We start from the raw sequence: 14267 nt of genomic DNA, 5'->3' as shown, positions 1-14267 counted from the left end.
GGGGGTGATCGTTTGCAGTGTCTCCTGGCTCGATCACCCGACTACAACCCTTGCATGACGCCCCGCTGAAGCGAGGTCGTATTTGGCGACCCGACCGACCTAAGTCGGGTCATACTTAAGATAAAGCGTCGACATCGGCGGCAGGTAAAGGTCCGCGTAGGGCCCCAACCCCTCGACCTCGCTCGGCGTTGCCACGACACGCCCCTGGTTGCCCTTGTTCGTACCGCCATACCAACCCGCATCGGTATTGAGCCGCTCCACCCAGTTGCCGGCAAGCGGCATCGGGATGCGATAACCGTCGCGCGGCACTGGCGTCATGTTGGCGATCACCACCACCGGATGCTCGCCTGGCGCCTTGCGGGCCCACGCGAATACCGAGTTCTGCTGGTCGTTGGCGATCAGCCAGTCGAACCCCTCCGGCTCGTTGTCGCGCGCATGCAGCGCCGGCAGCTCGCGATAGATCGAGTTGAGATCGGTGACCAGCCGCCGAATGCCTTCATGCGAGGGCGCATCGAGCAGGAACCAGTCGAGCCCGCGCGCCTCGTTCCATTCCTCGCGCTGCGCGAACTCCTGACCCATGAACAAGAGCTTCTTGCCCGGCCAGCCCCACATGAAGCCGTAATAGGCACGAAGACCCGCGAACTGCGCCCAGTCGTCGCCGCCCATCTTGGCCAGCAGCGAACCCTTGCCGTGCACGACCTCGTCGTGGCTGAGGGGCAGGATGAAGTTCTCCGCGTAACCGTAGAGCGCCGCGAAGGTCATGTCGTGGTGGTGGTAGCGGCGGTGGATCGGGTTGCGGCTCATGTAGCGCAGGGTGTCGTTCATGAACCCCATGTTCCACTTGAAGCCAAAGCCCAGCCCGCCCTTGTCGACCGGCGCGCTCACCCCGCTCCACGAGGTCGACTCCTCGGCGATCATCATCACGCCCGGATGCAGGCGATAGGCTTCCGCGTTCACCCGCTTGAGGAAATCCACTGCCTCGAGATTGTGGTTGCCGCCAAACTGGTTCGGCACCCACTGCCCGGCGGCGCGCGAATAATCGAGATACAGCATCGAGGCCACCGCATCGACGCGCAGCCCATCGAGATGGAAGGCCTCGAGCCAATAGAGCGCGTTGTTGACGAGGAAGCTCACCACCTCCTTGCGCCCGAAATTGTAGATCGCTGTGTTCCAGTCCGGGTGGTAACCCTTGCGCGGATCGAGATGCTCGTAGAGGGCGGTGCCGTCGAAGCGCGCCAGCCCGTGCTCGTCGGTCGGGAAATGCGCCGGCACCCAATCGAGGATGATCCCCAGCCCCGCCGCATGCGCCGTATCGACAAAGCGCGCAAAACCGGCCGGATCGCCGAACCGCGCCGTCGGAGCGTAAAGACCGGTCGGCTGGTACCCCCAGCTCGGATCGAACGGATGCTCGGTGATCGGCAGCAGCTCGATATGTGTGAACCCGGAGTCGACCGCATACGGAATGAGCTGCTCGGCCAGCTGGTCGTAGCTCATGAACGTGCCGTCAGGGCGCCGCCGCCATGACCCGAGATGCACTTCGTAGATGGAAACCGGTTTGCGCCGCCAATCGGTCTTGGCGCGCTCCTCCATGTACTTCGCGTCGGTCCATTCGAACGGCTTCGGGTCTGCCACTACCGAGGCCGTCTTCGGCCTGAGCTCGGACTGCCGCGCGTAGGGATCGGCCTTCAGCGGCCGGAGCTGCCCGTTGGCGCCGACGATCTCGTATTTGTAGACCTCGCCCGCCCCCACATTGGGCACGAACACTTCCCACACGCCGGTATTGATGCGCACCCGCATCGGATGCCGCCGCCCGTCCCAATCGTTGAACGGCCCGACGACGCTGACGCGCCTGGCGTTCGGCGCCCAGACCGCGAAATGCGTGCCGGGGACACCCTCGAACGTCATCGCGTGTGCGCCGAGCTTGTCGAACAGCCTGAGGTGCGACCCCTCGCCGATATAGTAGTCGTCCATGGGCCCGAGCACCGGCCCGAAGCTATAAGGGTCGAGCACGTCCCATTCACCGCCCTCGTTACGGGCGTGGTAGCTCACCGGCAGGTATCCCTTGACTTTGACCTCGCCCTCGAAGAAGCCGTCGCCGCGCGGCGCGAGCTCACCGAGTATGCGGTTGTCGATCGTGCGGGCCGACACCGTCTCGGCATGCGGGATGAAGGTACGCGCCACCCAGACGTCGCCCACCTGGTGCAAGCCAAGTATGGCGAACGGGTCCGCATGGCGGCCCGCCGCGATCGCCTTGACGTCGCTGTCGGCCGCCTGCCACTTGGTCTTGGTCACCCGTTACCCCCGGCGACCGGAACATTCCAGATGTCCGTCGCATACTCTTTGATCGTACGATCCGACGAAAACCAGCTGACGTGAGCAGTGTTCCGGATAGCCATCGAATACCATTTCCTGGGCTTGATCCAGAGGTCGTCGACGCTCCGCTGGGCCGCCGCATAGGCATCGAAATCGCGCGCCACCATGAACCAGTCGTGGTCGTAAAGCCCACCGATCAGGTCGCGATAGCGGTTCGGATCGTCGGGTGAAAACACCCCTGACGAGATCGCCTCGAGCGCCTCGCGCAGCATGGGCGAAGCATCGATCGCCGCCCGCGGCACTTCCGAACGGATGCGCTTTTCGGCCACCTTGTCGGCGGTGAGCCCGAAGATCACCATGTTCTCCGGCCCGGCATGTTCGAGCATCTCGACATTGGCACCATCGAGCGTGCCGATGGTGACCGCGCCGTTGGCCATGAACTTCATGTTGCCGGTGCCCGACGCCTCCATGCCGGCCGTCGAGATCTGCTCGCTGAGGTCAGCGGCCGGGATGATGGTTTCGGCGAGGGAGACGTTATAGTTGGGCAGGAACACGACTTTCAGCAAACCGCGCACGGCCGGGTCGTTGTTGACCACCTTGGCGACGTCGTTGATTAACTTGATAATCAGCTTTGCGTTCCAATAGCCGGGTGCTGCTTTCCCAGCGAACACCTTAACCCGCGGCACCCAGTCCTTTTCCGGATGCGAGCGGATCATCGAGTATTGCGCCACCGCCTCGATCACGTTGAGCAGCTGCCGCTTGTACTCGTGGATGCGCTTCACCTGCACGTCGAACATGGCGTCAGGCGACACCACGATCCCGAGCCGGTCCTTGATCACCTGCGCCAGCGCCGCCTTGTTGGCCCGCTTCACCGCCTTGAACTGGTCCTGGAAAGTCGGATCGTCGGCATGCTTGTCGAGGTTGATGAGCAGGTCGACGTCGTCGAGGAATTCCGGCCCGATGCGGCCGGCGATCAGCTTGGTCAGCTCCGGATTGCATTCGAGCAGCCAGCGCCGGGGCGTCACGCCGTTGGTCTTGTTGTTGATCCGGCCCGGATAGAGCCGGTTGAGATCGGAGAACAGCGTTTTCTTCAAGAGGTCCGAGTGCAGCGCCGACACGCCGTTGATCGAGTGCGAGCCGACGAAAGCCAGCTGCCCCATCCGCACCCGGCGGCTGCCGTGCTCGTCGATCAGCGACAGGTTCGCCACCTGCGCATCGGTGAAACCGCCCATCGCCCGCGCCTCGCCGAGCACCTCGGCATTGATGGCGTAGATGATCTGCATCTGGCGCGGCAGCATGCGCTCCAGCAGCGCCACCGGCCAGGTCTCGAGCGCCTCGGGCAGCAGCGTGTGGTTGGTGTAACCGAAGGTGGCCTTCGTCACCTTCCAGGCCGAAGCGAACTTCATCCCGTGCAGATCGATCAGGATCCGCATCAGCTCGGCAATCGAGATCGCCGGGTGGGTGTCGTTGAGCTGGATCGCCACCTTGTCGCTGAGCGTGCCGAGGTCGCCATAGGCCTGCATATGCCGCCGCACGATGTCCTGCAGCGAGGCCGAGGAGAAGAAGAACTCCTGCCGCAGCCGCAATTCCTGCCCCGACGGGGTGCTGTCCGCCGGATAGAGCACGCGCGTTACTGCCGCGGCCCGGGCGCTCTCCTCGAGCGCGCCGATATGGTCGCCGGCGTTGAACTTGTCGAGGAGGATCGGATCGATCGGCTGCGCTGACCAGAGCCGCAGCGTATTCACCCGCTTGCCGCGCCAGCCGACGATCGGCGTATCGAACGCCACTGCCAGCAGGTGCTCGGCCGGCCGCCACTCCAGCCGCGTCGAGCCATCCGGCTCCTGCACCGGCTCGACATGCCCGCCGAAGCCGATTTCGTAGCTCGACTCCTGCCGCTCGAATTCCCACGGGTTGCCGTGCGCCAGCCAGTCTTCCGGCAGTTCGACCTGCCAGCCCTCGCTCATTTCCTGCCGGAACAGCCCGTGCACGTAGCGGATGCCGTAGCCATAGGCGGGGATGTTGACCGTCGCCATCGACTCCATGAAGCACGCCGCAAGCCGGCCGAGACCGCCATTGCCGAGCGCCGCGTCGGGCTCGAGGTTGATCATGTCGTCGAGGTTGACGTTGAAGTTCTTCAGCGCCGCGCGCACGGGCTCGATCACGCCGATATTGCTCATCGCATCGCGCAGCAACCGCCCGATCAGGAACTCGAGGCTGAGGTAGTAGACGCGCTTGTTGGAGGTCCGCCATGTCTCGCGGCTCGACTCCATCCACTGGTCGATCACGCGATCGCGGATGGTCAGGATCGTCGCCTTCAGCCAGTCGTGTGGCCTCGCGACGATCGCATCCTTGCCGATCGAGTAGGTGAGTTTTTCGAGGATCTCCGCCTGCAGCGCCTCAACGGTGTGAGCGCGCTTTTCCGGGACAGGGGCATCCAATACGAGGGGCTTTTGCGGCATTGTCGCAATCCAGCATCATGGCGATGAATTCCCCTCGAAGTGCCACCCTTGCATTGAATCAATGCGCTGTGAAGTCCCGTTGAGAACGGTTCTAAGGCACACTGCCTAAAGCTTGGACGAATTTGCTCGTGAAGGGGTCCTGCGGGCACCGGCATCCCTCAACCCCGGGTGTCAGGACGAAGCCGCCTTCGCATCCTCCGGCGCGATGATCGGCGTCGATGGCCCGGCCACCGTGCCGCTCTCGCGCGCCTGATCCTCGGCGTTGGACCGCAGCAGGTCCCTGCCCGCCATCAGCCCGCCGACCATCTGTGCCGCGAACCGCTGGCGATCGCGCTCGCGCACCCCTTCGATGATCTCACCCACTTCAACCATGTCGACATCGAGCTGCCGCAGCGTCTCGGCGCCGAACTCCAGCGCGCTCTCGAACACCTCGCGTAGCTGGTAGTCCACTCCCGCCTTCACCAGCTCCAGCGAATGGCCGCGATCAAAGGCCCGCGCGAACACCTTGGCCAGCGGGAACTCCGATTTGACCAGTTCGACAATGCGTGTCGCCGAGTCCTTCTTGTCGACGCAGACGAGGATCAGGTCGGCAGTCGCCGCCCCGGCGGCATGGAGGATGTCGAGCCGCGTGCCGTCGCCGTAGTAGATCTTGAAGCCGAAAGTCTGCGCCACCTCGATCATCTCGACGTCGTTGTCGATGATCGAGATCGAGTGCTGGCCCTTGGCGATCAGCGGCTGGCTGGCAATCTGTCCGAACCGGCCGAAGCCGATCATCAGCACGTTGCCCGTCAGCCCGTCCGGCTTTTCGACGCCCGCCAGCGATTGCACCGGCTTGGGCACGAATTTCAGCAGCATGGTCGAGAACGGCGTCAGCACCATCGAGATGATCACCGTCGCCGTGAAGATGGCATTGAGCTCACCGGTCAGCAGCCCCCCGGCCGTCGCCGTGGTGAACAGCACGAAGGCGAATTCGCCGCCCTGCGCCATCAGCACGGCGCGCTCGAGCGCCGGCGCATTGCTGCTGCCGAGCACCCGCGCCAGCCCATAGATCGCGCCGCCCTTGAGCAGCATGTAGATCACCACGGCAATGGCGATGAACTGCCAGTTCCGGCCCACCACCGCGAGGTCGAGCGACATGCCGACCGCGAGGAAGAACAGCCCGAGCAGCAGCCCGCGGAACGGCTCGACATCGGCCTCGAGCTGATGCCGGAACGTCGAGGTCGAGAGCAGCACACCGGCCATGAAGGCGCCCATGGCCATCGACAGCCCACCCGCCTCCATGATCAGCGCCGCGCCGAGCACGACGAGCAGCGCCGCTGCTGTCATCACTTCGCGCGCCTTGGATTCGGCGAGAATCTTGAACACCGGATTGAGCACCCAGCGGCCGGCAAAGATCACCGCCACGATCGATGCCGCGGCGACGCCCACGCTGATCCAGCGCTGCGTGGCGCTGGCGTCGGTATCGATGCCCGGCGAGAGGAACGCGACGACCGCCAGCAGCGGCACGATCGCCAGGTCCTCGAGCAGCAGCACGGAGACGATCTTCTGTCCGGCCGGGCTTTGCAGCTCACCGCGCTCGGAGAGGATTTGCATGACGATCGCCGTGGACGTCAGCACGAACCCCATGCCTGCGACGAAGGCCACCACGGGCGCAAGGCCGAGCAGGTAGATGCCGGCCAGCGTCAACAGCGCGCCGCACAGCCCGACCTGCAGGATGCCCAGCCCGAAGATTTCCTTGCGCAGCCCCCAGAGCTTGGCCGGCTCCATTTCTAGCCCGACGATGAACAGGAACAGCACCACGCCCAGCTCGGCCGCATGCAGCACCGCCTCGGGATCGGCGACAAGACCGAGGCCGAAGGGACCGATGGCGAGGCCCGCGGCGAGATAGCCAAGCACCGAGCCCAGCCCCAGCCGGCGGAACAGCGGCACGGCAATGACCCCGGCGCCGAGCAGCGCCACGACCTGCATCAGATCGACCCCGCCATGCGCTACCACGTCAGCCGCATGCGCAGCCACCTCGCCCGCCATCGTTCACCTCATGAATCCGCAAGGGGCTGACCGTGCGGGTTCAACCCCTGCGCGTCAAGGCTGGACGTTAGGCTAGGTCTAGTGGGCCGGGGCGGCCTTGGCGCGCGTAGGCCGCTTGCGTGGCGGGCTGGTGACGGCTGCAGGAGGTTCCGGCGGCGGCGCGACAGGCTCGGCCTCGACCACGTCCCGCCGTGTCTTCTGCGCCACCAGCCGGCGCTCCTTGCGGGGCGCCAGCTCGCGCACCGGCAGGATGTGGGTGATCACCGACAATACGATCAGCAGCGACGGCACCGCGATGAGGCCACCGATCGGCCCCCAGGCCCAGAGCCAGAAGGTCAGCGACAGGAAGATCAGGAACGGGTTCACGGTCATCGTCGCGCCGAGCAGGTTCGGTGTCACGAAATTGCCCTCGACGAAATTGACCGCCCAGTAGAGCCCGACCGGCAGCATCGCCGCGCCCAGCCCCCCGCCCGTCCCGAGACCGGCAAGGAACAGGATCAGCGCCATGAACGCCTGCCCGACGAACGGCACGTAGTTCAGCACCGCCGCCAGCGCCCCCCAGAGGATCGGCGACGGCATGCCGATGGCCCACATCAGCAGCGTCACGACGATCCCGACGCCTACGTTCACCATGCTGATGGTCAGCAGGTATTTCGACACCTTCTGCTCCACGTCGCGGAACACATGCGCCGTGCGCCAGCGCATCCGCCGGCTGAAGCACAGCGAGAGCGTGGCGATCCGGATGTTCTCGCGTGTCGCGAGAAAGAAGTAGAGCGAGACGAGGAACACCAGCACCTGGGCCAGCAAGGCCGGCGCCATCAGGGCGATGCCGGTGACCGTGCTGCCATCCTGGACACTCACTTCCATCGTGGCATCGCCGCCAAACACGCTCTTCACCTGCTCCTGCAGCGCGCCGATCGTCGCGAGCGGCTCCTGCCAGTTCCGCATTTCGGTCTGCAGCCGGGCCCAGATCACCGGGATGCGCTCGGCCCATTCGCTGAGCGGTCCGTAGAACAGCGCGCCGCCGGCGATGATCACCGTGAGGAACAGCAGCACCACCAGCCCGGCCGACACCCCTTCCGGGATGCCGCGATTTTCCATCATGTCCGCTACCGGCCCGAACACGAGCCCGATGAGGATCGCGAGGAACACCGGCGCGAGGATCACCTGCGCCTCGCGGATCGCGATGAAGGCAACGACGACGCCGATCAGGATGATCGCCATCTGCGTCGCGTTGTTCATCACGCGCTCGAAATTGGTTCGCGCAATATCGTTGATCAGCGCCTTGCGGCGCGCGGCTGCGGTCAGTCTGGCCACGGTTGTGATCCCCTCGAAGATCAGCACAAACGCGGCCGGCCTGCCGGTTGTTCCCTGGCCGCCACACCGAGTCGACGCCCGGCGCCCTCGCCCCTATCATGCGCCGGAATCAATCTCTGAGGGGCTCGCGCTAAAGCCATGGCACGCAAGATCATTATCGACACCGATCCGGGTCAGGACGACGCCGTCGCCATCCTCCTCGCGCTCTCCTCGCCCGAAGATTTCGATGTGCTCGGTATCGTCGCCGTCGCCGGCAACGTGACCTTGGCGCAGAACGCCCGCAACGCGCTGAAGGTCGTCGAGCTCTCCGGCCGCAAGGATATCGCCGTTTATGCCGGCTGCGAGCGCCCGATGCGCCGCACCCTCGTTACCGCCGAGTACGTCCACGGCGAAACCGGCCTCGACGGCCCCGACCTGCCCGCCCCCAAGCTCAAGCTCGAGGAGCAGCACGGCGTCGATTTCATCATCGACACCCTGCTCGCGCATGAGGAAAAGACCGTCACCCTCGCCTGCCTCGGCCCGCTCACCAACATCGCCATGGCCATGGTCAAGGAGCCGCGCATCACCCCTCGCATCGAGGAGATCGTGCTGATGGGCGGCGGCTATTTCGAGATGGGCAACATCACGCCCGCCGCCGAATTCAACATCTATGTCGATCCCGACGCCGCCGACGTCGTCTTCCGCTCGGGCGTGCCGATCGTGCAGCTCCCGCTCGATGTCTCGCACATGATCCTCTCCACCCCCGAGCGCCTCGACCGTATCAAGGCCATCGGCAACAGGGCCGGCACCGCCGTCTACGAAATGCTGAGCTTTTCCGAGCGCTTCGATCTCCAGAAATACGGCAGCGACGGCGCCCCGCTGCACGATCCCTGCGTCATGGCCTACATGCTGCAGCCCGACCTGTTCCAGGGCCGCCTGATCAACGTCATGATCGAGACCGCGAGCGAGCTGACGGTCGGCATGACTGTCGCCGACTACTGGGGCGTCACCAACCGGCCCAGGAACGTCAAATTCCTCCGTTCCGGCAATGCCGACGGCTTCTACGCCCTGCTCACCGAGCGGCTCGCCCGCCTGCCCTAGCGGTGGCCAAGCGGAAGCCAGTACCCGTCCATCCGCGCAGGCGCCCGCTCAAGGAAAGGCTTTGCCGGCTGGTCGTCCGCCTCTTCCTCTGGCTCTATCTGATCGCCCTGGTCATCTCGGCGGCCGGCATGGTCGATCCCTTCGGCGTGCTGCCCCGCCCCCTGGCCGGCGTGCTGCTCGTTATCCTCGGCCTGCCCTGGAGCATCGCCTCTGCCGCCGCCTGGTTTCCCGACGAATGGCAGCCCGTCCTGGCGGCCCTCGCGCCGACCGTCAACTGGCTGATCCTCGGCTTCCTTTGCGCCTGGCAGCGCCTGAAGCCGACCCTGCCCCACGACGAGACCTAGGCAAGCCGCGTCAGATACGGCACCGGACGCGCGCCCTTCAGCTTCTGCGCCAGCCGCGCAACATAGAGTTTGGGCGCATGGTTCTTGACGCTGAGGCCATGCTTTTCGCGCCATACCTCGCCAATCGAGATTTCGCTGGCGTCCCGGCGGATGAGGTACGGCATCGACGCCGCGCCAGATAGGTGGCCATTCACCACTAGACCTTGCCGAGGATGTCCAACTCCTCGAGTGCCTGATGTATCCCCATGTGCGCCGTATCGTTACGCTGAACCATGAGCGCAATCGGCGCCTCAGATGCCTTATCGGGGTGTCCCGCATTGAAAGGAGGAGACGGGTCGTATTCGATCCCCAGTTGGATCGCTTGCGCTACCTCCGGTCCCGCGATTTCGGCGACGATGCGGAAAGCGAAGTCGATCCCCGAAGTGACGCCGCCCGAAGTGAAGACGTTGCCGTCGCGTACGACCCGAGCCTTTTCGTGCCTAGCGCCGATCAGGGGCAGCAGGTCGATATAGGCCCAATGCGTCGCGGCCCGCCGCCCTTTCATCAGCCCGGCTGCGCCTAGAAGAAAGGCGCCCATGCAGACAGAGGTGACGTACAGTGCCTGGGTGCCCTGACGGCGAATGAAGTCGACCGTTTCGGCATCGACGAGGGCGTCCACAACGCCTGCGCCGCCTGGCACACAAATCAGCTGAAGCGGGGGACAGGTCTCGAAAGTACACGTGGGCATGATGGCGAGGCCCCGGTCACTCATAACAGGCAGCATTGTCTTCGCTACAACGTGGGTTCTGGCTTGAGGAAACTTGCTGGGAGCGGAGACTGACGGAGGCGTTCCAAGCCGGCTCAAAACTTCAAACGGACCGGTGAAGTCGAGTTGTGTAATTCCGGGGAAGATCACGAAGCCGACGTTGAAGTCAGACATGCCATTTCTCCCAAAAGTCCCCGAAGGGCTTGTGCCTTGAGATCATCGCGCTTGGTGAAGTTATCTTCAATGGGCCAGAAGTGGCCCCACACCCCCCACGCGGGGGCCTTGCACCCAAGGAAGCCACCCATCTTCCCCCACATCCTGAATCTCACTAAAAGCTCCCGCAATAGGAGCTCGCCATGGATCTCGTCACGCTTGCCGCCTTCACCATCGCCTATGCCATTGCCGTAATCGTTCCCGGCCCGGGTGTTGCGGCGGTCGTGGCGCGCGCCCTCGGCGGCGGCTTCCGTGCCGCCTTCCCGATGGTGCTCGGCATCCTCGCCGGCGATCTGGTCTACCTGGTCTTTGCGCTCTTCGGCCTTGCCGCCATCGCCACCTGGTTCGGCCCGGTTTTCGTCGTGGTGAAATGGGCCGGCGCGCTCTACCTGCTCTATGTCGCCTGGCAGTTCTGGAGCGCCAAACCCGGCTCCGAACAGGTCGGCGCGAAGAGCGACGGCAACAGCTGGAAGACCTTCCTCTCCGGCTTCGCCCTCACCATGGGCAACCCCAAGACGATCGTCTTCTACCTTGCCCTGCTCCCGACGGTGATCCCGCTCGACCGCCCCATCACCGCGCTCGGCTTCATCGAGCTCACTTCCATCGTGGTGGTCGTGCTGCTGATCATCGGCTGCGCCTATGCCGGCCTCGCCGCCGCGGCCCGAGACTTCTTCCAGTCGACCCGCGCCATCCGCGCCCTCAACCGCACCGCCGGCGTCATCATGGCCACCGCCGCGGCTCTCGTGGTCGTGCGCGAGTAGGCAAGACCTGCCTGCATTGACAGCGCCGCCCAGCGGGCAGACTCTCACTCCTGCGGCGAGGGATTCGGCGCTGCGCCGGGCCCACCGCTTATGTTGCGAGGGGCATCATAATGGACCTGACTTCAATCCTGATCGTATTGCTGGTTGGCGCTGTCGCCGGCTGGCTTGCCGGCGTCATCATGAAGGGCTCCGGCTTCGGCATCGTCGGTGACATCGTCATCGGCCTCGTCGGCGGCCTCATCGGCGGGTGGCTCCTGCCCATGGTCGGCGTCAACTTCGGCGGCATCGTCGGCTCGATCATCATGTCCGTGATCGGCGCCGTCATCCTGATCTTCGTCATCAAGCTCGTCAGGCGCGCCACCTGAGCCAAACGGGCTCCGCGCAAGCGGAGCCCTCCCACTATGACTTCGCTTTGGCGGAGGTTGCCGTCGATGCGGCCTTTTTTGTCTTGCCGCCGCTTGGCTGGTCCGCTTTCGCATTCCCGCCGGTCGGCTTGATACGCACCGCGAAGTGACCGGCCCCGTCTGTGTCCTTCAGCTCGACGCTGGGCAATTTCCGCAGAAGGTCGCTCAGCTTCTTGAAGCCGAAGTTGCGCGCATCGAAGTCGCTGGCCAGCTTCTGCAGGTGCGTTCCCAGCGCGCCCAGATTCACCCAGCCACCCTCACCCTCCACCTCGGCGATCGCCCGCGTGATAAGGTTTCGTGCCTTGTCGACCGATTGGAATTGCCGAACTGTCTCGGCCACCTCGGCTGTCTTGGCGATCCCGGGCGCGTCTGCCTTTTCGACCGGCAGCTTGATCAGGTTCTCGGTATAGATGAAGCGGTGGCAGGCCTGCCTGAAGCTTTCCGGCGTCTTCTGCTCGCCGAACCCGTACACATCCACGCCCTCTTCGCGGATGCGTGAGGCGAGCCTCGTGAAGTCGCTATCTGAGGAAACGAGGCAGAAGCCGGAGAACCGGCCGCTGTGCAGCAGGTCCATTGCGTCGATGACCAGCGTAATATCCGACGCGTTCTTGCCGGTTGTGTAGGCGAACTGCTGTTGCGGAATGATCGCGTACTTCGTCAGCACCGCAGCCCAGCTCTTCGAGCGATCATTCGAGAAATCGCCGTAGATGCGCCGAACGCTCGCTTCGCCGAGCTTGGCGATTTCCTCGAACAGTTCCGCGACAATCTTGGCCGACGCATTGTCCGCGTCGATCAGCACTGCCAGCCGTTTCGTCCCCTCACCGTTCGCCACGTTCGCCTCCTCGGCTACCGCACCACGGCTCCCGCCGCCGCCAGCCCCCACCCGAGCAACTCCTTCGCCCGCTCTGGCGTCACGCCCTCGACATAGCACCTGAGTTCCGGCGCATTGCCCGAGGCGCGGTAGTGTACCGTATCGCCCGACTTCAGCCCGAAGCGCAGGCCGTCGATCGCCGACAGGCTCTCGACCTCGCCTACCGGCGCGAAGAAGCGCGCTGCGTAGCCTTCCGTTTCGGCTAGATCCTTGAGGAACGCGCTGCTCCGCTCGCTCGCCACATGCGCCAGCCGGTCCGCCATCGCTGCGCGTACCGGCAGGGTCTTCACCAGCCCGGCGAGGCTCGCGCCAAGCTTGGCGGCCGTCGCCAGCACCGCGAGGATCGGCAGCACCGCGTCGCGTGTCGGTAGCGCCGTCAGCACCTTGCCGTTGATGCTGACATCGTTCCCGAGCAGCAATCCGCCATTGGCCTCGAACCCGACCACCGCGCCGGGCGAGCCGGCGGCCGCCGCCTCCATCCCCGCGATGACGAAGGGCGAGCCCACCCTGGTACGGTCGACGCGGCCGAACCAGCCCACGCCCTCGATCGCCGAGTTCGACGTCACCGGCGTCACCACCCGGTCGGCCCCGAGAAACCGTGCCGCCAGCATGCCGAGCACGTCGCCACGCACGAACTCGCCCGTCCCATCGATCAACAGCGGGCGGTCGCCATCGCCATCGGTCGAAACGATCGCATCGAGCTTGTGCTGGTCGATCCAGCCGAACCGCGGCTCGAACAGCGCGTCCGAAAACGCCTCCGTATCCACCGCGACGAAGGTCTCGGATCGGTCGAGGCGGATGACCTCTGCCCCCGCCCGGGTCAGGAACGACACCAGCAGGTCGCGCGCCACCGAGGAATGCTCGAACACCCCGATGCGCCAGCCGCTGAGTGCCTTGGTGTCCAGCAGCTCGCGATAGCGCTGGCGGTAGCGATCGCCGGCTAGCGCGCTCTCGTCCACCGCCCTGCCTTCACCCTGCGGCACGGCATCTGTCAGCGCGGCCGAAATCCCGGCCTCGTCGGATTTGGTGATCTCGCCCGCAGCGACGTAGAATTTCAGCCCGTTCCGGTCCGCCGGGATATGGCTGCCGGTGACCATGATGGCCGGCGCCCCGTTCGCCATCGCGTGAAGCGCCAGCGCCGGCGTCGGCAGCACGCCGCAATCGACCGGCTCAAGACCGGCCGCGCGGATCGCCACTGCGCAATCGTCGCTGATCGCCGGGCTCGAAGCGCGTAGGTCGCGGCCGAGATACACCCGCCCACCCGGAACCGTGCCAAGATGGGCGAGGAACGCCGCCGTATACCGGCGCGCCGCGCCTCCTGTCAGCTCGGTGGCGAGCCCGCGCAACCCGCTGGTGCCAAACTTGAGCGAATCCGACATGCCGCATGCTCCCGGAAGGTGATAGCCGAAGCATTCTCATGGCCTTGGCACGCCGCGCAAGCCGTTCAGGCGGCGTTAATGTTTCGTTCATCTTACCGCGGCAGTTTGGTCAGCATGATTGTCGAAAAGCGCTCACTGAACTGGCTGCCGCGCGCCTCGATCTCCGACGAGATGGACGCCGCCCGCGAGAAGCGCCGCGCCTATCTCCAGGCCGACCTCGCCAGCGCCGCGAACTACAACTCCGCGCTGATCTCGACCAACACCTCGACCACGGACTCGGTGAATCTCACGATGAGCATCGCGGTGTCGCGCCTTCGGAACGGCACCACCAAGAAGGTCTAGCGGCTTGCGTC

Annotated in this window: 13 protein-coding genes; 5 read left to right on the top strand and 8 right to left on the bottom strand. The window is 65.0% G+C overall.

Going from position 1 to position 14267, the window contains the following annotated elements; all coding sequences use genetic code 11:
• Positions 1 to 99 precede the first annotated feature (99 nt).
• The 4 genes from glgB to ACOYW5_RS00765 form a co-directional block, all read right to left on the bottom strand.
• Entirely contained in the window at positions 100 to 2292 is a 2193-nt protein-coding gene (gene glgB / locus ACOYW5_RS00780; RefSeq protein WP_423067366.1) for a 1,4-alpha-glucan branching protein GlgB, read from the bottom strand.
• Positions 2289 to 4772 carry a glycogen/starch/alpha-glucan phosphorylase gene (locus tag ACOYW5_RS00775; RefSeq protein ID WP_423067365.1) on the bottom strand — a complete coding sequence of 828 codons (2484 nt, stop codon included), beginning with the start codon at positions 4770 to 4772 and terminating at the stop codon, positions 2289 to 2291. Before ACOYW5_RS00775 ends, glgB begins: the two co-directional genes overlap by 4 nt.
• A 171-nt stretch (positions 4773 to 4943) precedes the next feature.
• Complete coding sequence (locus tag ACOYW5_RS00770) at positions 4944 to 6800, bottom strand: monovalent cation:proton antiporter-2 (CPA2) family protein (protein ID WP_423067364.1); 1857 nt, start codon at positions 6798 to 6800, stop codon at positions 4944 to 4946.
• Between the two features lie 78 nt (positions 6801 to 6878).
• Complete coding sequence (locus tag ACOYW5_RS00765) at positions 6879 to 8117, bottom strand: AI-2E family transporter (protein ID WP_423067363.1); 1239 nt, start codon at positions 8115 to 8117, stop codon at positions 6879 to 6881.
• 138 nt (positions 8118 to 8255) lie between these two features.
• Here ACOYW5_RS00765 and ACOYW5_RS00760 point away from each other — a divergent pair, with 138 nt between their 5' ends.
• Together ACOYW5_RS00760 and ACOYW5_RS00755 are read left to right on the top strand one after the other, a co-directional pair.
• Positions 8256 to 9197 carry a nucleoside hydrolase gene (locus ACOYW5_RS00760; protein WP_423067362.1) on the top strand — a complete coding sequence of 314 codons (942 nt, stop codon included), beginning with the start codon at positions 8256 to 8258 and terminating at the stop codon, positions 9195 to 9197.
• Positions 9198 to 9199: 2 nt separating this feature from the next.
• Positions 9200 to 9541: a hypothetical protein gene (locus ACOYW5_RS00755; protein WP_423067361.1), complete on the top strand. Its 342-nt coding sequence runs from the start codon at positions 9200 to 9202 to the stop codon at positions 9539 to 9541.
• On the opposite strand, the gene ACOYW5_RS00750 is transcribed toward ACOYW5_RS00755, so the two are convergent.
• Positions 9538 to 9705 (bottom strand): hypothetical protein, encoded by a 168-nt coding sequence (locus ACOYW5_RS00750; RefSeq protein WP_423067360.1) that lies wholly within the window; start codon positions 9703 to 9705, stop codon positions 9538 to 9540. The genes ACOYW5_RS00755 and ACOYW5_RS00750 overlap by 4 nt on opposite strands.
• A gap of 32 nt (positions 9706 to 9737) precedes the next feature.
• Positions 9738 to 10460: a DJ-1/PfpI family protein gene (locus ACOYW5_RS00745; protein ID WP_423067359.1), complete on the bottom strand. Its 723-nt coding sequence runs from the start codon at positions 10458 to 10460 to the stop codon at positions 9738 to 9740.
• 182 nt (positions 10461 to 10642) lie between these two features.
• Between ACOYW5_RS00745 and ACOYW5_RS00740 the strand changes: the two genes are divergently transcribed.
• Positions 10643 to 11260: a LysE family translocator gene (locus tag ACOYW5_RS00740; RefSeq protein ID WP_423067358.1), complete on the top strand. Its 618-nt coding sequence runs from the start codon at positions 10643 to 10645 to the stop codon at positions 11258 to 11260.
• Positions 11261 to 11370: 110 nt separating this feature from the next.
• Positions 11371 to 11625: a GlsB/YeaQ/YmgE family stress response membrane protein gene (locus tag ACOYW5_RS00735; RefSeq protein ID WP_423067357.1), complete on the top strand. Its 255-nt coding sequence runs from the start codon at positions 11371 to 11373 to the stop codon at positions 11623 to 11625.
• A gap of 34 nt (positions 11626 to 11659) precedes the next feature.
• Here the strand turns inward: ACOYW5_RS00735 and ACOYW5_RS00730 are convergent, their stop codons facing one another.
• Together ACOYW5_RS00730 and ACOYW5_RS00725 are read right to left on the bottom strand one after the other, a co-directional pair.
• Positions 11660 to 12496, bottom strand: coding sequence for an NYN domain-containing protein (locus ACOYW5_RS00730; RefSeq protein WP_423067356.1), 837 nt, complete (start codon positions 12494 to 12496; stop codon positions 11660 to 11662).
• Positions 12497 to 12510: 14 nt separating this feature from the next.
• On the bottom strand, positions 12511 to 13914 hold the full coding sequence (locus ACOYW5_RS00725; protein ID WP_423067355.1) for a phosphomannomutase: 1404 nt from the start codon (positions 13912 to 13914) through the stop codon (positions 12511 to 12513).
• 114 nt (positions 13915 to 14028) lie between these two features.
• Between ACOYW5_RS00725 and ACOYW5_RS00720 the strand changes: the two genes are divergently transcribed.
• Positions 14029 to 14256 (top strand): hypothetical protein, encoded by a 228-nt coding sequence (locus tag ACOYW5_RS00720; protein WP_423067354.1) that lies wholly within the window; start codon positions 14029 to 14031, stop codon positions 14254 to 14256.
• The last annotated feature ends 11 nt before the right edge of the window (positions 14257 to 14267 follow it).

It is taken from the genome of Devosia sp. CN2-171, from assembly GCF_049354815.1.
GTDB lineage: Bacteria > Pseudomonadota > Alphaproteobacteria > Rhizobiales > Devosiaceae > Devosia_A.
The sequence above is the reverse complement of the archived record's forward strand: the minus strand, read 5'-3'. Positions and strand labels throughout refer to the sequence as shown.